20 protein-coding genes are annotated in these 20341 nt (G+C 61.1%); 10 read left to right on the top strand and 10 right to left on the bottom strand.

Annotated features, from left to right (window positions below; genetic code table 11):
* Nucleotides 1-16: 16 nt before the first annotated feature.
* The 7 genes from mltB to HX839_RS08785 all read left to right on the top strand — a co-directional run bounded on the left by mltB (nucleotide 17) and on the right by HX839_RS08785 (nucleotide 6569).
* Nucleotides 17-1030, top strand: a complete 1014-nt coding sequence (gene mltB / locus HX839_RS08815; RefSeq protein WP_003215435.1) for a lytic murein transglycosylase B — start codon at nucleotides 17-19, stop codon at nucleotides 1028-1030.
* Entirely contained in the window at nucleotides 1030-2028 is a 999-nt protein-coding gene (locus HX839_RS08810; RefSeq protein ID WP_003215436.1) for a septal ring lytic transglycosylase RlpA family protein, read from the top strand. Before mltB ends, HX839_RS08810 begins: the two co-directional genes overlap by 1 nt.
* Before the next feature lie 185 nt (nucleotides 2029-2213).
* Nucleotides 2214-3371, top strand: coding sequence for a D-alanyl-D-alanine carboxypeptidase family protein (locus tag HX839_RS08805; RefSeq protein WP_003215437.1), 1158 nt, complete (start codon nucleotides 2214-2216; stop codon nucleotides 3369-3371).
* An 84-nt stretch (nucleotides 3372-3455) separates the two neighbouring features.
* Nucleotides 3456-3731 carry a DUF493 domain-containing protein gene (locus HX839_RS08800; RefSeq protein WP_003215438.1) on the top strand — a complete coding sequence of 92 codons (276 nt, stop codon included), beginning with the start codon at nucleotides 3456-3458 and terminating at the stop codon, nucleotides 3729-3731.
* Nucleotides 3731-4378: a lipoyl(octanoyl) transferase LipB gene (lipB, locus tag HX839_RS08795; protein WP_003215439.1), complete on the top strand. Its 648-nt coding sequence runs from the start codon at nucleotides 3731-3733 to the stop codon at nucleotides 4376-4378. Before HX839_RS08800 ends, lipB begins: the two co-directional genes overlap by 1 nt.
* 2 nt (nucleotides 4379-4380) lie before the next feature.
* The gene (gene lipA / locus HX839_RS08790) at nucleotides 4381-5400 is read left to right on the top strand and encodes a lipoyl synthase (protein ID WP_003215441.1); all 1020 of its coding nucleotides are present in this window, start codon (nucleotides 4381-4383) and stop codon (nucleotides 5398-5400) included.
* 233 nt (nucleotides 5401-5633) lie between these two features.
* A complete protein-coding gene (locus tag HX839_RS08785; protein ID WP_008436546.1) occupies nucleotides 5634-6569 on the top strand; it encodes an LD-carboxypeptidase in 936 nt (311 codons plus the stop codon).
* Nucleotides 6570-6702: 133 nt separating this feature from the next.
* On the opposite strand, the gene HX839_RS08780 is transcribed toward HX839_RS08785, so the two are convergent.
* From HX839_RS08780 to leuS, 5 genes are all read right to left on the bottom strand, one after another.
* The gene (locus HX839_RS08780; RefSeq protein ID WP_177066955.1) at nucleotides 6703-8028 is read right to left on the bottom strand and encodes a lytic murein transglycosylase; all 1326 of its coding nucleotides are present in this window, start codon (nucleotides 8026-8028) and stop codon (nucleotides 6703-6705) included.
* Nucleotides 8029-8089: 61 nt separating this feature from the next.
* Complete coding sequence (gene arfA, locus HX839_RS08775; protein WP_003176285.1) at nucleotides 8090-8254, bottom strand: alternative ribosome rescue factor ArfA; 165 nt, start codon at nucleotides 8252-8254, stop codon at nucleotides 8090-8092.
* A gap of 84 nt (nucleotides 8255-8338) precedes the next feature.
* On the bottom strand, nucleotides 8339-9376 hold the full coding sequence (holA, locus tag HX839_RS08770) for a DNA polymerase III subunit delta (protein ID WP_008436560.1): 1038 nt from the start codon (nucleotides 9374-9376) through the stop codon (nucleotides 8339-8341).
* Between the two features lie 39 nt (nucleotides 9377-9415).
* On the bottom strand, nucleotides 9416-10021 hold the full coding sequence (lptE, locus tag HX839_RS08765) for an LPS assembly lipoprotein LptE (RefSeq protein WP_008436571.1): 606 nt from the start codon (nucleotides 10019-10021) through the stop codon (nucleotides 9416-9418).
* 90 nt (nucleotides 10022-10111) lie between these two features.
* Nucleotides 10112-12718: a leucine--tRNA ligase gene (gene leuS / locus HX839_RS08760; RefSeq protein ID WP_008436573.1), complete on the bottom strand. Its 2607-nt coding sequence runs from the start codon at nucleotides 12716-12718 to the stop codon at nucleotides 10112-10114.
* A 261-nt stretch (nucleotides 12719-12979) separates the two neighbouring features.
* Between leuS and HX839_RS08755 the strand changes: the two genes are divergently transcribed.
* Nucleotides 12980-13297, top strand: coding sequence for a hypothetical protein (locus tag HX839_RS08755; protein WP_177066954.1), 318 nt, complete (start codon nucleotides 12980-12982; stop codon nucleotides 13295-13297).
* Nucleotides 13298-13400: 103 nt separating this feature from the next.
* Nucleotides 13401-14162: a YdcF family protein gene (locus tag HX839_RS08750; RefSeq protein ID WP_102369961.1), complete on the top strand. Its 762-nt coding sequence runs from the start codon at nucleotides 13401-13403 to the stop codon at nucleotides 14160-14162.
* 123 nt (nucleotides 14163-14285) lie between these two features.
* Here the strand turns inward: HX839_RS08750 and lnt are convergent, their stop codons facing one another.
* From lnt to miaB, 5 genes are all read right to left on the bottom strand, one after another.
* Nucleotides 14286-15809: an apolipoprotein N-acyltransferase gene (gene lnt, locus HX839_RS08745; RefSeq protein ID WP_003215450.1), complete on the bottom strand. Its 1524-nt coding sequence runs from the start codon at nucleotides 15807-15809 to the stop codon at nucleotides 14286-14288.
* Between the two features lie 8 nt (nucleotides 15810-15817).
* Nucleotides 15818-16657, bottom strand: a complete 840-nt coding sequence (locus HX839_RS08740) for an HlyC/CorC family transporter (protein WP_003215451.1) — start codon at nucleotides 16655-16657, stop codon at nucleotides 15818-15820.
* A 27-nt stretch (nucleotides 16658-16684) separates the two neighbouring features.
* Nucleotides 16685-17158, bottom strand: a complete 474-nt coding sequence (gene ybeY, locus HX839_RS08735; protein ID WP_003215452.1) for an rRNA maturation RNase YbeY — start codon at nucleotides 17156-17158, stop codon at nucleotides 16685-16687.
* Nucleotides 17151-18152, bottom strand: a complete 1002-nt coding sequence (locus HX839_RS08730) for a PhoH family protein (protein WP_003215453.1) — start codon at nucleotides 18150-18152, stop codon at nucleotides 17151-17153. Before HX839_RS08730 ends, ybeY begins: the two co-directional genes overlap by 8 nt.
* Before the next feature lie 237 nt (nucleotides 18153-18389).
* Complete coding sequence (gene miaB / locus HX839_RS08725) at nucleotides 18390-19718, bottom strand: tRNA (N6-isopentenyl adenosine(37)-C2)-methylthiotransferase MiaB (RefSeq protein ID WP_003215455.1); 1329 nt, start codon at nucleotides 19716-19718, stop codon at nucleotides 18390-18392.
* A gap of 132 nt (nucleotides 19719-19850) precedes the next feature.
* Here miaB and HX839_RS08720 point away from each other — a divergent pair, with 132 nt between their 5' ends.
* A complete protein-coding gene (locus tag HX839_RS08720; protein WP_003215457.1) occupies nucleotides 19851-20177 on the top strand; it encodes a DUF1820 family protein in 327 nt (108 codons plus the stop codon).
* The last annotated feature ends 164 nt before the right edge of the window (nucleotides 20178-20341 follow it).

Raw genomic sequence — 20341 nt, 5'->3', positions numbered from 1 at the left:
TAAGGTGAAGATGTCAATGCAAGTAATGCGCGGCTGGGCTGCCCGGCACGTGTCCTGGATGGGCCTGTTGGGCCTGCTGGGAGCCGCTGTGCAGGAAGCGCAGGCCGGCGACTACGACGGTTCGCCCCAGGTCGCCGAGTTTGTCGGTGAGATGACCCGTGACTATGGTTTCGCCGGTGAACAGCTGATGGGCGTGTTCCGCGAGGCCCAGCGCAAGCAGGCGATCCTCGACGCCATCTCCCGGCCCGCCGAGCGCGTGAAGCAGTGGAAGGAATATCGCCCGATGTTCCTGACCGACGCCCGCGTGGCGCGGGGCGTGGACTTCTGGCGCCAGCACGAAGCGGTGCTGGCCCGCGCCGAGCAGGAATACGGCGTACCGGCCCAGGTGATCGTGGCAATCATCGGCATCGAAACCTTCTACGGCCGCAACACCGGCAGCTACCGGGTGATCGACGCCTTGTCGACCCTGGGCTTTGACTACCCGCCACGCGCCGAATTCTTCCGCAAAGAGCTGCGCGAGTTCCTGTTGTTGGCCCGTGAAGAACAGGTCGACCCGTTGACCCTCAAGGGCTCCTACGCCGGGGCCATGGGCTTGCCGCAGTTCATGCCGAGCAGCTTTCGCGCCTACGCCGTGGATTTTGACGGCGACGGCCATATCAATATCTGGAGCAACCCCGATGACGCTATCGGCAGCGTCGCCAGCTATTTCAAGCGTCACGGCTGGGTAGCCGGCGAGCCGGTGGTGATTCGCGCCGATGTGACCGGTGAGCGCGCCGATGAAGGCCTGACCCAGGGTATCGAGCCGGTCAAGACGGTCGGGGAGTTGCGGGCGCTGGGCTGGTCGAGTCAGAATGCGCCACGCGATGATATGCCGGTGACGGCGTTCCGCCTCGAAGGCGAAAATGGCCCCGAATACTGGATGGGCCTGAAGAATTTCTACGCAATCACGCGTTATAACCGCAGCGTGATGTACGCCATGGCCGTGCATCAACTGTCAGACATGCTGGTCCAAGCACGGGGCGTCAAGTAATGCCGGTATCACCGATGTACAAACCCCTGAAGCTGTTGGCGTACGCCGCATTGTCGTTATTGGTGGTCAGTTGTTCCACCAGTCGTGCACCGGTGCAAAAAACCGCAGGCACGGCGATCCGCTCCCAGCCGGGGCTGGATATCAACCGCGCCCACAAAGACGGCGCGCCGTGGTGGGATGTGGATGTTTCGAAGATCCCGGATGCCACGCCGACCCTGCACACCGGCCCTTACAAGGCCAATCCCTATACCGTGCTGGGCAAAAACTACTTCCCGCTGCAAGACTCCAAGACCTACGTGCAATCAGGTACGGCGTCCTGGTACGGGACCAAGTTCCACGGCCAGAACACCGCCAACGGCGAAGTCTATGACCTGTACGGCATGAGCGCGGCGCACAAGACCCTGCCGCTGCCCAGCTATGTACGCGTGACCAACCTGGACAACAACCGCTCGGTAATCCTGCGGGTCAATGACCGTGGGCCGTTCTATTCGGACCGGATCATCGACTTGTCCTACGCCGCCGCCAAGAAACTCGGGTATGCCGAAATCGGCACCGCCCGGGTGAAGGTCGAAGGTATCGACCCGGCCCAGTACTGGGCCCAGCGTGGCAAGCCGGCGCCGTTGATGCTCAACGAACCGCAAACCCCGCAACCGCAAGTCACGGCCTCGGCCGGCAAGATCGAACAGTGGACCCCGCCGCCGGCGCAGCACGCCCCGGACACGGTGGTCATTCCGCATGCAGCACCGGGAGCCTCTACCGTGGGCGGCCAGTACCTGCAAGTCGGCGCTTTCGCCAACCCGGACGCGGCAGAGCTGCTAAGGTCCAAGCTCAGCGGGATGGTCAGCGCGCCAGTCTTTATCAGCTCTATTGTGCGTAACCAGCAGACCCTGCACCGTGTGCGCATGGGGCCGATCGGCTCGCCGAGTGAAGTTGCGCAAGTGCAGAACAGCGTGCGCCTGGCCAACCTGGGGCAACCCAGCGTGGTCACCGCCGAGTAAGCAGTACAAAGGATTGATGGCTCAGGCTCGCATGCGGGTTTGAGCCCTGGTTGTTGGCTCGTTGAACAATAAAAACCCAGGGGCAAGGGGTGGGCATGCAACCGAACACGCGACAGTCTGGCGACGGGCTGTCTGAATAGTTTTGCCCGCGAGGGCAAGTTTCCATAAGCAATTTCGAGAGACGGATGAACATCACCACCTTAGCCAAACGCACGTGCCTGCTTCTTTCGCTGATCATCACCCCGGCCGCCTGGGCGGTTGAAATGGTGCCAGCTTCCCCGCAACTGGCTGCCAAGGCCTGGGTCCTGATGGACGCCGCCAGCGGCAACGTGCTGGTGGAGAACAACGGTGACCAGCGCCTGCCCCCAGCCAGCCTGACCAAGCTGATGACCGCCTACATCGCGACCCTGGAAATCCGTCGCGGCCAGATCGGCGAAAACGATCCGGTGACCGTCAGCGAAAACGCCTGGCGCACCGGCGGTTCGCGGATGTTCATCAAGGTCGGCTCGCAAGTGACCGTCAGCGACCTGCTGCACGGCATCATCATCCAGTCGGGTAACGACGCCAGCGTAGCCCTGTCCGAGCACATCGCCGGCAGCGAAGATGCGTTCGCCGACATGATGAACAAAACCGTGGCCGACCTGGGCATGACCAACAGCCACTTCATGAACCCGACCGGCCTGCCGAACCCTGAGCACTACTCGTCGGCTCACGACATGGCGATCCTGGCTCGCGCGATCATTCGTGTCGACCCGGTGCACTACGCGATCTACTCCCAGAAAGAGTTCTTCTGGAACAACATCAAGCAGCCTAACCGCAACCTGTTGCTGTGGCGTGACAAGACTGTCGATGGCCTGAAAACCGGCCACACCGAAGAAGCCGGCTACTGCATGGTGTCGTCCGCTGTCCGTGACGGCCAGCGCCTGATTGCCGTGGTATTCGGTACCAACAGCGAGCAGGCCCGTGCGGCTGAGACGCAAAAGCTGCTGACCTATGGCTTCCGCTTCTTCGAAACCCAGACCTTCTACCAGAAAGGCACCGAGCTGGCTCAAGCCCCTGTGTGGAAAGGCGCGACCCATCAAGTCAAGGCCGGCCTGGCTGAAGACCTGACCCTGACCATGCCTAAAGGCCAGCTCAAGAAGCTGGTGGCCAGCATGACCATGAACCCGCAACTGGTCGCACCGATCGCCAAGGGCGATGTGATTGGTAAAGTCGAAGTGAAGCTGGACGACAAGGTGGTGCACAGCGCCGATCTGATCGCTCTGGACGCCGTCGACGAAGGTGGTATCTTCCGACGCGTGTGGGATAGCATCCGTCTATTCTTCTACAGCTTGTTCAACTGATAGTGTGCACCTGCATGACCCCGCGCTGATCCGGCGCGGGGTTATGCCCGTCGCCACGGCTTACGCTTACGAGGCCGTTACGCCATGACCGATACCGAAGTAAAGGCGCCAAAGATCGAATTCCCAAACGTGGACTATCCCGTCAAGGTGATCAGCGATACGGGCGTGGGCAACAAGGACAAGATCATCGAGATCGTCAAGAAACACGCAACGATCAACCATGACCGTGTGGATGAGCGTCAAAGCACCAACGGCAAGTACACCACTATTCAGTTGCACATCGTGGCGACTGACCAGGACCAGCTGTACAACATCAACAGCGAACTGCGGGCTACCGGCTTCGTGCACATGGTGTTGTGATGTCACAGACCCTGGGCTTTCGCGAGCTCGGCCAAATGGCTTACGAACCGGTGTGGCACGCCATGCAGCGGTTCACCAACGAGCGCGGCACCGAAGCCCCGGATGAAATCTGGCTGGTGGAGCACCCGCCGGTTTTCACTCAGGGCCAAGCCGGCAAGGCCGAGCATTTGCTGCTGCCGGGAGAAATCCCGGTGGTGCAGGTCGACCGCGGCGGGCAGGTGACTTACCATGGCCCAGGTCAATTGGTGGCTTATCTGTTGCTGGACGTGCGCAGGCTGGGTTTTGGCGTACGTGAGCTGGTCAGTCGCATGGAGTCATGCCTGATCGAGCTGCTGGCCAGCTACGGTGTGACCGCCGCGGCCAAGCCGGATGCACCGGGGGTTTATGTTGATGGCGCGAAAATCGCCTCCCTGGGCTTGCGGATTCGCCACGGTTGTTCCTTTCATGGCCTGGCCTTGAATGTGGACATGGACCTGGCGCCGTTTCGACGGATCAATCCCTGCGGCTACGCCGGTTTGGCGATGACCCAGTTGAGCGATCACGCAACACCACTAGAATTTGCCGAGGTAAGTGCCCGGCTGCGCGCGCAGCTCGTCAAACACCTCGACTATGCTGAGCAGACGACCCTAACGGGCGGAATCGACTGATTATGACTACTGATGCAGTGCAAACCATGATCCCGACGCTGGATGTTACCGAGCGTCCGGCCCCGCGTGCCAAGGTAGAAGCCGGCGTCAAGCTGCGCGGCGCCGAGAAGGTTGCACGCATCCCGGTGAAGATCATTCCGACCACCGAACTGCCGAAAAAGCCTGACTGGATTCGCGTGCGTATCCCGGTTTCGCCGGAAGTCGACCGCATCAAGGCCCTGCTGCGCAAACACAAGCTGCACAGCGTGTGCGAAGAAGCGTCCTGCCCGAACCTGGGCGAGTGCTTCTCCGGTGGCACCGCGACCTTCATGATCATGGGTGACATCTGCACTCGTCGTTGCCCGTTCTGCGACGTTGGTCACGGCCGGCCGAAGCCACTGGACGTCAACGAGCCGGAAAGCCTGGCCATCGCCATCGCCGACCTGAAACTCAAGTATGTCGTGATTACCTCGGTAGACCGCGACGACCTGCGTGACGGCGGCGCCCAGCACTTTGCCGACTGCATCCGCGAGATCCGCAAGCTGTCGCCGAACGTGATGCTCGAGACCCTGGTGCCGGACTACCGTGGCCGTATGGACGTGGCGCTGGAAATCACCGCCGCCGAGCCGCCGGATGTGTTCAACCACAACCTGGAAACCGTGCCGCGCCTGTACAAGGCTGCGCGTCCGGGTTCGGACTACCAGTGGTCGCTGACCCTGCTGCAGAAATTCAAGCAGATGATGCCGCACATTCCGACCAAATCCGGCCTGATGCTGGGCCTGGGCGAAACCGACGAAGAAGTCATTGAAGTCATGAAGCGCATGCGCGAACACGACATCGACATGCTGACCCTCGGCCAGTACCTGCAGCCGTCCCGCAGCCACTTGCCGGTACAGCGTTTCGTGCACCCGGATGTGTTCGCCTGGTTTGCCGAAGAAGGCTACAAGATGGGCTTCAAGAACGTCGCTTCCGGCCCGCTGGTACGTTCCTCGTACCACGCCGACGAGCAGGCGAAACTGGTCAAGGCCAGCCTGGTGTCCTGATACGCGGAACGCCGGACACTGCAGGACCCATGTGGGAGCCGGCTTGAGTGGGAGCGGGCTTGTTCGCGAATGCGTTGGATCAGTTGACCTGTCCGGTGACTGACTGACCGCCTTCGCGAGCAAGCCCGCTCCCACCCAGGCCCGCTCCCACATTTGCTACTGACTCTTCCTCTTCTGTTTGCAACCATTGCTGTTTAGAGTGCCTTGGGCAATCCACACGAGGAGAACCATGGATGACGACTCAATTGACCACTTGTGCGGTACCTGCGCTGCGCGCCGAAGGCGTGATCGGACTGATTGCCCCTGCCGGGCCGGCCGAGCTGGATATCGACACGGCCACGCAATGGATGCGCGCCCGGGGCTACACACTGCGGATCTTTCCGGGCGTGAGCCAGCGTGATGGCTATCTGGCCGGCAGTGATGAGGTACGCCTTGATGACCTGCACGCGGCGTTCGCCGACTCGACCATCGACGCGATTTTCTGCCTGCGCGGCGGCTACGGCACGCCACGCCTGCTGGACCGCCTGGACTTTGACCTGCTCCGGGCCAACCCCAAGCCATTCGTAGGCTACAGCGATATCACCGCCCTGCACCTGGCGATCAACCGGTATGCCGGTTTCGTCACCTTCCATGGTCCGATGTTCAACGCTGACCTGTTAGGTGAAAAGCAACAGCCTACCGAGTCGTCGCTGTTCAGCATGCTGCGTGGGCAAGTGAAAGCCGGTAGCCAGCTGGCTCACCCTGTGGCCTACCCGCTGACCACCGTCGAGCCAGGCATCGCCTGTGGGCGGCTGCTGGGCGGCAATCTATCGATGATCGCAGCAGTGATGGGCACGGCTTACGAGATTGATGCCGAGGGCATCATTCTGTTTATCGAAGATGTGAACGAGCCGTTGTACCGTATTGACCGGTTGCTCACCCATTTGCGCCTGGCGGGCAAGCTGGCCCAGGTGGCGGGCGTGGTGGTGGGGGATGTGGCTGGGGTTGATAGCCTTGCGCTTGAGCGCTTGCTGAAGCAGACCTTCGAGCCGTTGTGCATTCCTGTGCTGTCCGGCTGGCGCAGCGGGCACTGCAACCCGAACCTGACCTTGCCGTTGGGCGCCAGGGTGCGGCTGGATGCGGGGGAGAAGCGGTTGGTGTTGGAACAGGATGTGGTGTTTAAGGCCTGAACTTTGTAGCGCCGATAAAGGCCTCTTCGCGAGCAAGCCCGCTCCCACATTTCGATCGCGTTCCTTCAGGAAGTGCACGGTCAAAATGTGGGAGCGGGCTTGCTCGCGAATGCGGTAGCAGCCATACGCCGATCTATCGGCTTTGCAGCGACTCCAGCAACTTCACCGTCGGATACCCATCCGCCGGCCAGCCCAGGGACTGCTGCGCGGCACGAATCGCCTTGCGGGTATTCGCACCGATGATCCCGTCCGGGTTGCCTGCGTCGTAACCATTGGCACTGAGCACCGTCTGCAAGTCAATTCGCTGCGAGCGAGTCAACGGCAGCTCATCTTTCGGCCAGCTCCCACGAATCAAGCCGCCGCCCCCGAAGCGTTCCGACAACAAGCCAACTGCCAACGCGTAGGACGACGAGTTGTTGTACTTGAGGATCGCGCGGAAGTTATCCAGCACCAGGAACGCCGGGCCACGATAGCCGGCCGGCAGCAACAGGGCGGCGGAAAGCTGGTCGACGTTGGCCGGGACACTGGCGCCCGGCGGCACCTGGATTCCCAGTTTCAGCCACTCGCCAACGGTCTTGCGTACGCTGCCATCGGCCAGGGCGTAATCAAAATTCAACGGCAGTTGCTGCACCTCGAAGCCCCAGGGCTGGCCTTTCTGCCAGCCGGAGCTTTGCAGGTAGTGCGCGGTGGAGGCGAGGGCGTCGGCCGGGCTGTTCCAGATATCGCGGCGGCCGTCACCGTCGAAGTCCACGGCGTGGGTGTTATAGGTGGTCGGGATGAACTGGGTCTGGCCCATGGCCCCGGCCCAGGAGCCTTTCATCTGGTCGGCGGCGATATCGCCATGCTGGATGATTTGCAGCGCCGCCAGCAGCTGCGCCTGGGCGAAGGCCGGGCGACGGCCTTCATAGGCCAGGGTCGCCAGTGAGCGGATCACCGAGTTGTTGCCCTGGAACTGGCCGAAGTTACTCTCCATGCCCCACACCGAGACCAGCGCCTGGCGGTCGACGCCGTAACGGTCCTCAATGCGTTGCAGAATGTCGGCGTACTTCACCAGCAGCGACTGGCCATTGCGCACCCGCAGTGGCGACAGCGCGCCATCGAGGTATTCCCATACCGGCCGGGAGAACTCCGGCTGGCTGCGGTCGGCGCGGATCACCGCCATGTCGGGTACGACATTGGCAAAGGCCGTGTCGAAAACCTGCGGCGTGATACCGGCCTTCAAGGCTTCCACGCGAAACCCCGCCTGCCATTCGGCAAAGGTCTGGGTCGGCTGGATATCAAGATTGTCTGCCACCAGTGGCGCAACGACGGCAGGCGCAGCTACCGGTGCAGTCTGGAGCAGGGGCAGGGGTTGGGCATCGGCAGCGGTGGGTTTTTCCGCGCAGGCGACTAACAGAATGAGGCTGGAGGCAGCGATCAGTTGGCGAAGGTGCCAACGACGGGAAAGACTAGAGGGCATGCACAGGTCCAGGGAATACGAATCAGGTACAGACCTTATCATGCCGGAGGGGCGCTTGCCTTCAGGCAGCCAGAAAGTAAGAAGCCTCCCAGCTATTAGACTGGAAGGCTTCGCGGCGGTAGCTGCCTTTGCCTTTGCCGGCTCGTTCCTGGCGACTGCGGAACAACGGCTGGGCGATGATGGATTTGGCCTTGTTGGGGCCATGCTTGGATGGCTTTTTGCTCATGATGGGTACTCTCTGGCAGGTTGATGATGCGGTGCGAATCATCTGCCGAAGTTTGGATTCTGTCCAGCCCAGCGATACGTAGGACTATTCAGCAGGCAGCGCCAAGCGCTGTCCTGACATCAAAAGTGACAAACGACTCAGGCTCATCCACGGCGATCCAGCCGCCTGGCCCTTGATCTGCGCGTCAATGCGCTGGGCCTCCAGCAGCAATTGCGCCCAGCGTTGCGCCGAGTGCCGTTGCAGGGCTTTGCTGATCAGTGGTTTGCGCTTGTCCCATACCGGTGGCCGCGCCTGGCTGAAGGCCTTGTCCAGTGGGATGCCCTGGCTGTACTGCAGGGCAATATTGGCCAGCAGCCGTAATTCTCGCGCCAGGGCCCAGAGAATCACCGGCGGCTCGACGCCTTCACCGCGCAGCCCTTCGAGCATGCGCAGGGCGTGGGCGGGTTCGCCGTTGAGGATCGCATCCACCAGGCCAAATACGTCAAAGCGCGCGCTGTCCGCCACGGCGCCTTGCACGGTTTCGACGGTGATCTGGCCACCCTCGGCCATCAGCTTGAGCTTTTCGATTTCCTGGGCGGCGGCCAACAGGTTGCCTTCCACCCGCGCCGCGATCAGCTCCACCGCATCCTGGCTGGCACTCAGCCCGGATTGCGACAGGCGCTGACGAATCCACTGCGGCAGTTGGCTGCTGTCCACCGGCCAGATCTGTATGAACTGAGTCTGGCCACCTTCCACCAGCGCCTTGCCCCACTTGGTTTTCTGCGCACTGCCATCGAGCTTGGGCAGGCTGATCAGCAGCAGCGTGTCTTCGGCAGGGCGTGCGCAGTATTCCATCAAAGCCGCCGCGCCTTTGTCGCCGGGCTTGCCCGAAGGCAGGCGCAGTTCCAGCAGGCGTTTTTCGGCGAACAGCGACATGCTCGCCCCGGCTTGCAGCAGCGTACCCCAGTCGAAACTGGCGTCGGCGCTGAATACCTGGCGTTCATCGAAGCCCTGTTGGCGGGCGGCGGTGCGAATTGCGTCCGCAGCCTCCTGGCACAGCAGCGGGTCATCACCGCTGACGATGTAGACGGGCGCAAGGCTGCCTTGCAGGTGCTTGGCGAGTTGGGCGGGGGCGAGTTTCATAGGCAGGGCGAACGGGGCGCCTGGGGCGCCCCGTCTGGCTTACTCGACAGGAACTTCGACAGGCGACTGTTTAGGTTGGCTGTCTTCATACTCTTGCGCCGCTTTCAGCGCATCGGCATCTGCCTTGGCCTTGGCATCCGCGGTTTGCTGCAGCTTATCCAGTTGCTCCGGCGTGATCAGTTGCAGGCGCAGGACCATGCGCTGCACCAGTTCACGACGCATTTCCTTGCGCACCTGGATGGTTTCGGAGTCCGAACCCACCAGGTTGTTGCCGTCGTGGCTCACGACTTTCTGTATCTGGATCTTGTCGCCCATCAGCGGCAGGTGGTCATGGCCCTGGATTTCGAAGAAGAGCGTGGTGCTCAGCTCAATGTCCGAAGCACGCCCGGCGCTGGCGTAGCTGAGGCTGCGCTGCTCTTCTTTTTCATCCACCAGGTTCAGTTTGTAAGCCGCGCCTGAATAGACTTTGACGCCACTGTTTTCCAGGACCTGGCGCAGCTGTTGCACGGTCTCGCCGTAGGAGTTGCGGGCGGTGACGTCCAGTTCCTTGATCGCCAGTTCGGTGGTGCCGGTGCCGCGCAGCTGGAAGCCGCAAGCGCTCAGCAGCACGGCAAGGCCCATAACCAGCAGATTGCGTTTGATCATTTTGATGCTCCCCTTGAAACCATGTGGGCCTTATCGAGGCCCTGGAGGTTTTGTTCGGCGCCAGGGTTATTCCCTCGGCGCCCGATCCGATTAGCTAGCGACGATATTGACCAGTTTGCCGGGCACCACGATCACTTTGCGGATCGTCAGGCCTTCGGTGAAGCGCAGCACGTTCTCATTGATACGGGCGGCGGCTTCGACGTCTTCACGGCTGGCGCTGGCCGGCATGTCGATCTGGCCACGCAGCTTGCCGTTGACCTGAATCACCAGTTGCAGCGTGTCCTGTACCAGGGCGCTGTCATCCTGTACCGGCCAGCCGGCATCGATGACGGCACCGCTGTGGCCCAACTGGTTCCACAGTTCGTGGCTGATGTGTGGCGTGATCGGCGCCAGCAGCAGGGTGACCGTTTCCAGGCCTTCCTGTACCAGTGCGCGGTCCTGTTCGGTAGCCTGCGGCGCTTTCTCCAGCACGTTCATCAGCGTCATCACCTGGGCGATGGCGGTGTTGAATTTGTGGTGCTGGCCCACGTCCTGGCTGGCGTGCTTGATGGCCAGGTGGGTGCTGCGGCGAATGACTTTTTGCTCATCGCTCAGGGTCGCCACGTCCAGCTTGCCCGGCAAGCCTTGGCTGACATGGGCGTGCGCCAGGCGCCAGACGCGCTTGAGGAAGCGATGCGAACCTTCGACGCCGGAGTCCGACCATTCCGCGCTCATGTCAGGCGGCGAGGCGAACATCATGAACAGGCGGCAGGTGTCCGCGCCGAACTGGTCGATCATCGACTGTGGGTCGACGCCGTTGTTCTTCGACTTGGCCATCTTCTCGGTGCCGCCGATTTCCACCGGCAGGCCGTCGGATTTCAGCTTGGCGCTGATCACCTTGGCCTTGCTGTCACGCTCCAGCTCGACATCTGCCGGGTTGAACCAGGTGTAGGCGCCATTGGCTTCGCGGCGGTAATAAGTCTCGGCAATCACCATGCCCTGGGTCAGCAGGTTCTTGAACGGCTCGTCGGAACTCACCAGGCCTTCATCACGCATCAGCTTGTGGAAGAAGCGCGCGTACAGCAGGTGAAGGATGGCGTGTTCGATACCGCCGATGTACTGGTCTACCGGCAGCCAGTGGTCGGCCGCGGATTTTTCCACCAGGCCGCCTTCATAGTGCGGCGAGGCGTAGCGGGCGTAGTACCACGAAGACTCCACGAAGGTGTCCATGGTGTCGGTTTCGCGTTTGGCCGGGGCACCGCAGTTCGGGCAGGTGCACTCGTAGAATTCGGGCATGCGCGCCAATGGCGAGCCAGCACCGTCCGGCACCACGTCTTCGGGCAATACGACCGGCAGTTGGTCTTCCGGTACCGGCACGTCACCGCAGGTTTCGCAGTGGATGATCGGGATCGGGCAGCCCCAGTAGCGCTGGCGGCTGATGCCCCAGTCACGCAGGCGGAACTGGGTGCGCGAGGCACCGAGGTTTTTCTTGATCAGCGCGACTTCGATGGCGTCGAAGGCGCCTTCGAAATCCAGGCCGTCGAACTCGCCGGAATTGATCAGTGTGCCGTGTTCGTTGTACGCGTCCTGCCACGGAGCCGGGTTGGTGTCGCCCGAACTGGTGCGCACCACGGACTTGATCGGCAGGTTGTACTTGACGGCGAATTCGAAATCGCGCTCGTCGTGGGCCGGCACAGCCATTACTGCGCCATCACCGTAGTGCATCAGCACGTAGTTGGCGACCCACACCGGCAGCTTCTCGCCGGTCAATGGGTGCTCGACGAACAACGAGGTCGGCAGGCCTTTTTTCTCCTGGGTGGCGACGTCGGCTTCGGCGACGCTGCCGCCCTTGCATTCGGCGATGAACGCCTGCAGCTCAGGGTTGTTCTGTGCGGCCTGGGTGGCCAGCGGGTGTTCGGCGGCCACGGCGACGTAGGTCGCGCCCATCAGGGTGTCCGGACGGGTGGTGAAGACTTTCAGTACACCTTCTGCGCCGATGGAGTCGACGTTGTAGGGGAACTGCACTTCCATGCCACGGGACTTGCCGATCCAGTTGCGTTGCATGGTCTTGACCTGCTCGGGCCAGCCCGGCAAATCATCGAGGCTCGACAAGAGTTCATCCGCGTAGGCGGTGATCTTGAAGTAGTACATCGGGATTTCGCGCTTTTCGATCAGCGCGCCGGAACGCCAGCCGCGGCCGTCGATCACTTGTTCGTTGGCCAGTACGGTCTGGTCCACCGGGTCCCAGTTCACGGTGCCGCTCTTCTTGTAGATCACGCCTTTTTCGAACAGGCGAGTGAACAGCCATTGTTCCCAGCGGTAGTAATCAGGCTTGCAGGTGGTCACCTCGCGGGACCAGTCCACCGCCAGGCCCAGGCTGCGCAGCTGGGTCTTCATGTAGGCGATGTTTTCGTAGGTCCACTTGGCGGGCGCTACGTTGTTCTTCATCGCGGCGTTTTCCGCCGGCATGCCGAAGGCGTCCCAACCCATGGGTTGCAGGACGTTCTTGCCCAGCATGCGCTGGTAGCGGGAGATGACGTCGCCGATGGTGTAGTTGCGCACATGCCCCATGTGTAGCTTGCCGCTGGGGTAAGGGAACATCGATAGGCAATAGAAAGTCTCCTTGCCTGGCTGTTCACTGACTTCAAAGGACTTTTGCTCATCCCAGAACGACTGGGCGGCATTTTCTATTTCACGGGGCTGATATTGTTCGTGCATGGCTACTTTTGAACTGAATAGGGGTGGCCTAATCCTCTTCGGTGCAACGTTCAGGTTGATCGACACCAAAAAGCGGCGCGTCCGTGCCCAAACCCTGCGGGAAGTGGAGTTACAGGAAGCGCCGTAGCATACATGACCCCACTCTATCGAGGGAAACCCTGATTGCGCCGCCGAGGCCGTTGGTCGCGGCGCCAGGCAGGCAGGGCAAGCAGGACTACGCTGTTTAGTGGGGAGTGAGTCTTATCTTCAATGAGGTGAGGGATGGTTGATTCGCAGCGAACTTTAACGAAACCGCAGGTGTACGAAGGACTGATCGACCGTTTGGGTCGAGCACTGGATGCAGCAAAAACCGCAGGCCGATTGTGTGATGAACGGCCTCTGGAGTTGGAACTGCGTGGCTTGAGCCAGGCAGAGCTGGACGTGATCAGGGTGTATCTGGAGTTGAATGAGCATCGCGCGTCCCATGGCATGGCCTCCCCGCCAGCCCAGGAGTTTTCGCGATCGGCCAAGGTGGTATGGCTCAAGGATTTTTCGGCCGGTCGCAGCCCGGAAAAACTCCGGTCCGTGCTTTTCAAGTGAAGTACCGCGTTAGTGATCTGTAGCCTTCTCAGCGTCTGTTCCTGTAAAGATTGTCGCTTAACCCCGTTACACCTTAGGCTTCGGGCATCTTTGGAGATGCCCGATGCCTATTCGCTATTTCATTAAACAATTGTTGTTGCCGCCCGGCATCCTGTTGCTGTTGCTGGCCCTTGCCTGGTGGTTTCGTCGCAGCCGACCGCGGCTGGCGGCCGTGTGCTTTGCCCTGGGGTTTGGCGGGATGTTGCTGATGAGCCTGCCGGTGGCGGTTCAATGGGGCGCAAAGGCCCTGGAGACCGAGCCGCCTCTGGCCCGTGATGAATGGGCGACCCTGGCGCAGCGGGCTGATGCCATCGTGGTGTTGGGCTCGGGGCGTGAGCGCGGGGATCCGGCGTGGGGCTCCGATCAGCCGACGGGTATCGGTCTTGAGCGCCAGCGCTATGCAGCCCGCCTGGCCAAGGCTTCGGGCTTGCCGGTGCTGACCACCGGCGGCTTGCACTACGGCACACCGCCCAGCGAGGCGGAGTTGATGGCGGTATCGATGCAGGATGACTTTGGCGTGAGCGTGCGCTGGAAGGAAGAGCGCAGCCGTACCACGTGGGAAAACGCGCAGATGAGTGCCGAGATTCTGCTGCCGCAGGGAATCAAGCGTGTGGTGGTCGTGACTCAGGCCTGGCATATGCCGCGCTCGCGCTGGAGCTTCGAAAAGGCCGGGTTCACGGTTGTTCCGGCGCCAGTGGGGTTTCTTGGTTTGGACAATGCCCGGCCATTGGGGGGCTGGATGCCGGAGTTCAAGTCGGTATGGCAGAGCGGGCAGTTGCTGAATGAAGCGGTGGGGCAGGTGGGTTACCGGATGTTTTACAGGTAATACCGCAGGTCAAATGTGGGAGCGGGCTTGCTCGCGAATACAGTGTGTCAGTCACTGGTGCTTTAACTGACAGATCGCATTCGCGAGCAAGCCCGCTCCCACATTGTCGTCCGAGTATTTCTTTTAAACCGTTTTGGACATCCGCCCCGCCAACAGCGCCCAGCCAAACAGGCCAAGGCACAGGATGATCAACGGCCAGGAACGCCATTCCAGGTATGGGGTGAGGTTGTGCATCGGCACGACCTCGCCGTAGAGAATCCCGCGTTCAAACTGCGGGATCTGCACGGTGATCTGCCCGTACGGGTTGATCAGGCCAGTGACGCCGTTGTTGGTGGCGCGGATCATCCAGCGCCCGGCTTCCAGGGCGCGCATCTGGGCCATCTGCAAATGTTGCAGCGGGCCGATGGAGCGGCCGAACCAGGTGTCGTTGCTGATGGTCAGCAACAAATCGCTGCGGGCCGACAGGCCGGCGGCGAACTCCGGGTACACCACTTCATAGCAAATGAACGGCGCAATCTGATAGCCCTTGGCTTGCAGCAAAGCCTGGTCGGACGGCCCGCGGGCGAAGTCCGACATCGGCAGGTCAAAGAACGCGATCAAGCCGCGCAGCATGTCCTGCAGCGGCACGTACTCGCCAAACGGCACCAGCTTCTGCTTCAGGTAGGTGCCGTCGCCTTCGCCCACCACCGTGATGCCGTTGAAGAAGCGCTTGTGGTGATGCACTTCCTGGCGGATCGGTACACCGGTGATCAGCGCAGTGTGCCGGTCAGCGGCGAACTTGCCCATCATGCCCAGGTAACCCTCCACGGATTCCTTGAGCACCGGCACGGCGGTTTCCGGCCATACCAGCAGGTCGACAGGCTTGGAGCTGAAGCTCATGTCGCGGTACAGCGCGAGCTGCGCATTCAACTGCTCGGGGTCCCACTTCATGCTTTGTTCGACGTTGCCCTGGACGGCGGCCACGGTCAGCGGCGCGCCGGCGGGGGTGGTCCATGCATGATGCTTGAGTGCCAGGCCGATGGCCCATGGCGCCACCAACAACAGCAAGCCGGCACCGATGAACAGGTTGCGCTTAGCCGCCAGCAGACGCGGCAGGTTGCAGATCAGTGCGGCGGTCAGCGCCAGGGCAAAGGATATCAGCCACATCCCGCCCAGCGGCGCGAGGCCGGTGAGAGGGCCGTCGAGCTGGCTGTAACCGGAATAGAGCCAGGGAAAACCGGTGAGGAACCAGCCGCGAAACGCTTCCTGGCCAACCCACAAGGCCGCGAAGGCCAGGGCATCGGCCAGTGGCGCTTCGTTGCGGCGCAGCCAGCGCGCCCACAGCCAGGCGGGCAGGGCAAAGAACCAGGCAATGGCCGCCGTAAACGCCAGCATCAGCATGCCCGCCAGCAACACCGAAGCGCCGCCGAAGTGGTGAATGCTGTAGTAGATCCAGCTGGTACCGGCACCAAACAGGCCGAAACCGAAACACCAGCCACGCCACAGGGCCTGGCGCGGTGTCAGTTCACGCAATCCCGCATAAAAGAACCCGGCCGCCACCAGCGCAAACGGCCAGAGGTCGAACGGCGCCAGCGCCAGGGTGGTGATGGCGCCGGCCACCACGGCCAGCAGGTTACCGGGCCAGCCGGGTGCAATCATACGGCGCATGTCAGTCCTTAGCGGGCAATAGGTGTCAAACGGATCAAGTGAATACGGCGGCTGTCGGCATTCAGGATGCGGAAGCGATAGGCACCGATTTCCGTGGTCTCGTTACGTTTGGGCAGGTGCCCGAACGCACTCATCACCAGGCCGCCAACCGTGTCGAACTCATCGTCGGAGAATTCGCTGTCGAAGAACTCGTTGAAGTTCTCGATCGGCGTCAGGGCCTTGACCAGGAAATCACCGCTGGGCAGCGGCTTGATGTAGCTGTCTTCTTCGACGTCGTGCTCGTCTTCGATGTCGCCGACGATCTGTTCCAGCACGTCTTCGATGGTCACCAAACCCGCTACACCTCCGTACTCGTCAATCACGATGGCCATGTGATTGTGGTTCGCACGAAATTCGCGCAACAGCACATTCAGGCGCTTGGATTCAGGGACGAAGGTGGCAGGACGCAGCAGGTCCTTGATGTTGAAGCTGTCGCCGTTCTCCTTGAGGATCAGCGGCAGCAGGTCCTTGGCCAGCAGGACGCCCATGACGTCGTCATGGCTTTCGCCGATCACCGGGTAGCGCGAGTGCGCCGAGTCGATCACGGCCGGGAGGAATTCCCGTGGGGTCTGGGTCGCCTTGATGCTGACCATCTGCGAGCGCGGAACCATGATGTCCCGTACTTGCAGGTCAGCGACCTGGATGGCGCCTTCGACGATGGCCAGCGCTTCGCTGTCCAGCAACTTGTTCTGATGCGCCTCGCGCAGCAGCTCCAGCAGCTCCTGGCGGTTTTTCGGCTCGTGGGCAAAGGCCTGGGTGAGTTTCCCCAGCCATGACTTTTGCCCGTTGCTCGATCGGTCTTCGCTCATAGCGATTACTCTAAATCCTTTATTGTTTCAGTTAGGTGTAGTTGCAATTTCGTCGTCTGCATACGGGTCACGATGACCCAGTTCTGCAAGCAACGTTCGTTCCAGTGCTTCCATTTCTTCGGCTTCGTCATCGTCTATATGGTCGTAACCCAAGAGATGCAAGCAGCCGTGGATGACTAGATGGGCCCAATGGGCCTCAAGTTCCTTGCCCTGTTCCTTTGCTTCACGCTCGACCACTTCGACGCAGATCACCAGGTCGCCCAGCAACGGGATATCCAGCAGCTCATCGGGTACGTCGGCGGGAAACGACAGCACGTTGGTCGCGTAGTCTTTTTGTCGCCAGGTGTGATTCAGTTCACGGCCTTCGGGCTCGTCCACCAGGCGAATGGTCAGCTCCGAGTCGGCGGTGCGCTGGCGCAGGGCCAGGGTGCACCACTGGCGGAACTGTTCTTCGCTGGGGGCGGGCGCTTCGGTGGCCAGCTGCAGGTCAAGCTCAAGCATCGCGGCGAGTGTCCTTGGCCGGTTGGTCGTCGCGGTGTTCGAAGCGCTCGTAGGCTTCGACAATGCGCTGCACCAACGGGTGACGTACCACGTCTTTGGGCATGAAGTGCGTGAAGCTGATCCCCGGCACGTCCTTGAGTACGTCGATCACCTGGGCCAGGCCCGACTTGGTGCCTTTGGGCAGGTCGACCTGGGTGACGTCGCCGGTGATCACGGCCGTAGAGCCGAAACCGATCCGGGTCAGGAACATCTTCATCTGCTCAACGGTGGTGTTCTGGCTTTCGTCGAGAATGATGAAGCTGTTGTTCAGCGTACGGCCACGCATGTAGGCCAGCGGGGCGATCTCGATCACCTGGCGCTCGATCAGCTTGGCCACGTATTCGAAGCCGAGCATCTCGTAGAGCGCGTCGTAGAGCGGGCGCAGGTACGGGTCGATCTTCTGGGCCAGGTCGCCGGGCAAAAAGCCCAGCTTCTCGCCGGCTTCCACCGCCGGACGCACCAGCAGGATGCGTCGCACCTGCTCGCGCTCCAGGGCATCGACCGCGCAGGCCACGGCCAGGTAGGTCTTGCCGGTACCGGCAGGGCCGATGCCGAAGTTGATGTCGTTGCCCAGGATCTCTTTGACGTAGCGCTGTTGGTTCAAGCCGCGAGGGCGAATCATGCCTTTCTTGGTGCGCAACGCGACGCTGGCTTCGGCTACCGGGTTATTGGCCAGGTCCTCCACGGCGGATTCCTGCAGGTACAGGTGCACCGTTTCCGGCGACAGCTCGCTACCTTTGGTTTCCCGGTAGAGGCGGCGCAGAAGGTTTTCTGCCGAGGTGGTGTGCTGGGGTTCACCAATCAGCTCGAATTGATTGCCGCGGTTGCGGATCTCGATGCTCAGGCGTTGTTCGATCAGGCGCAGGTGCTCGTCGAACTGTCCGCACAGATTGGCGAAACGGCGAGCCTCAAAGGGCTCGAGGAGAAAACGATGTGGTTCTATGGGTGCGTTCAAGGTCGTTTTTAGCCGCCCTGGGGCAATTAAGATGAAATCAAGGATAACGCCAGCAGGCTGCGTGCGAAAGCACTTATATAGCCCGGGCCCGCTCTCAAGAACAACGGGGATCCACTGTGGGAGCTGGCTTGCCTGCGATGGGGCCGGCACGGCCGAAATATATGCTGCCTGTTATATCGCAATCGCAGGCAAGCCAGCTCCCACATTTGATCTTCATTTGCCTTGAAAACCGGAGTCTCAGTTAATCAGCGAACCGCGCAGCGAGTGCGGTTGTGCCGCGTCGATGTGCACGTCGGCGAACTGCCCGATCAGCGTCGGATTATCACAGCGGAAGTTGACGATCCGGTTGTTCTCGGTCCGGCCCTGCAATTCGCCAGGGTCTTTTTTCGAGTAGTCGGTCACCAGGATGCGCTGGGTCGAGCCCACCATCTGTCGGCTGATCTCGAAACCCTGCTGGTTGAGGCGGTGTTGCAGGGCGTTCAAACGCTCCTTCTTCAACGCTTCCGGGGTTTCGTCGAGCAGGTCTGCCGCCGGGGTGCCCGGGCGCTGGCTGTAGACGAAGGAGTAGGAGAAGTCGAAGCCTACGTCTTCAATCAACTTCATGGTCTGCTGGAAGTCTTTCTCGGTCTCGCCCGGGAAGCCGACGATAAAGTCCGAGCTGATGCAGATCCCCGGCACCGCCGCACGCAATTTGCGCAATTTGGATTTGTATTCCAGGGCGGTGTGGTTGCGCTTCATCGCCGAGAGAATGCGGTCCGAGCCCGATTGCACCGGCAAGTGCAGGTGCTTGACTAGCTCCGGCACTTCGGCGTGGGCCTGGATCAGGCTGTCGGAGAACTCCAGCGGGTGCGAAGTGGTATAGCGAATCCGCTCGATCCCGTCGACGGCGGCCACTACGCGGATCAACTCCGCGAGGTCCGCCAGGCGCCCGTCGTGGGTCTGGCCACGGTAGCCGTTGACGTTTTGTCCCAGCAGGGTCACTTCACGCACGCCGTTCTCGGCCAGGTGAATGATCTCTGCCAGCACGTCGTCGAACGGGCGGCTGACTTCTTCGCCGCGGGTGTATGGCACCACGCAGAAGGTGCAGTACTTGCTGCAGCCTTCCATTACCGACACATAAGCGCTTGGGCCGTCGATGCGCGGCTCGGGCAAATGGTCGAATTTTTCGATTTCCGGGAACGAGACGTCGACTTGCGGCAGCTTGGTGATGCGCGCGGCGTCGATCATTTCCGGCAGGCGGTGCAGGGTCTGCGGGCCGAAGACCACGTCGACGTACGGTGCGCGGTCGCGAATGGCTGCGCCTTCCTGGCTGGCCACGCAACCGCCGACGGCGATCACCATGTCCGGGTTGGCCAGTTTCAGTTCACGCCAGCGGCCCAGCTGCGAGTAGACCCGGTCCTGGGCCCGCTCGCGGATCGAGCAGGTATTGAGCAGGATCACGTCGGCATCTTCAGCGCGGGCGGTGACTTCCAGGGCCTGATGTTCACCCAGCAGATCGACCATGCGCGAGCTGTCGTACTCGTTCATCTGGCAACCGTGGGTTTCGATGTAAAGCTTCTTGGCCATGGGGATCGTCAACTGGTGGTAAAGAACCGCGCATTATAGGGGGCATGCCGATAGGTTCCTAGCACTGTGCATCGGACGCCATGCTATAGTTCGCGCCCTCTTTTAAATCCCCCGATGTGTTACCCGCCCACCATGACCAAACGTGAAGCTCCAATCTACAAGGTGATTTTCCTTAACCAGGGCCAGGTGTTCGAAATGTACGCCAAGCAGATCTATCAAAGTGATCTGTGGGGCTTCCTGGAAGTGGAAGAGTTCGTCTTTGGCGAGCGCACGCAGCTGGTCGTCGACCCGGGCGAGGAAAAACTCAAGGCTCAGTTCGAAGGCGTAGTGCGCAGTTTTGTGCCGATGCATTCGATCGTGCGCATCGATGAAGTCGAGCGCCTGGGCACGCCGAAAATCAGCGAGGCCCGGGGCATGAGCAATGTCATGCCGTTTCCGATGCCGATGCCTGAGAAGTGACGTTCAACTATTTTGTAGGGCATTTCTGATTCTTGCCTCTCGTGCATGGACATTCTGTTTAAAAAACAGCAGATTTTGTTTATGCAGAGAGGGCGCCATGAATACATCAATAATAAAAAGCCTGTTTCAATGGGACGTGAGTTCCACTTTTTTAATTAACTCTC

Origin of the sequence: Pseudomonas sp. I8001 (assembly GCF_013385345.1) — a bacterium.
Lineage (GTDB): Bacteria > Pseudomonadota > Gammaproteobacteria > Pseudomonadales > Pseudomonadaceae > Aquipseudomonas.
This window is presented reverse-complemented; position numbering and strand designations above follow the sequence as displayed.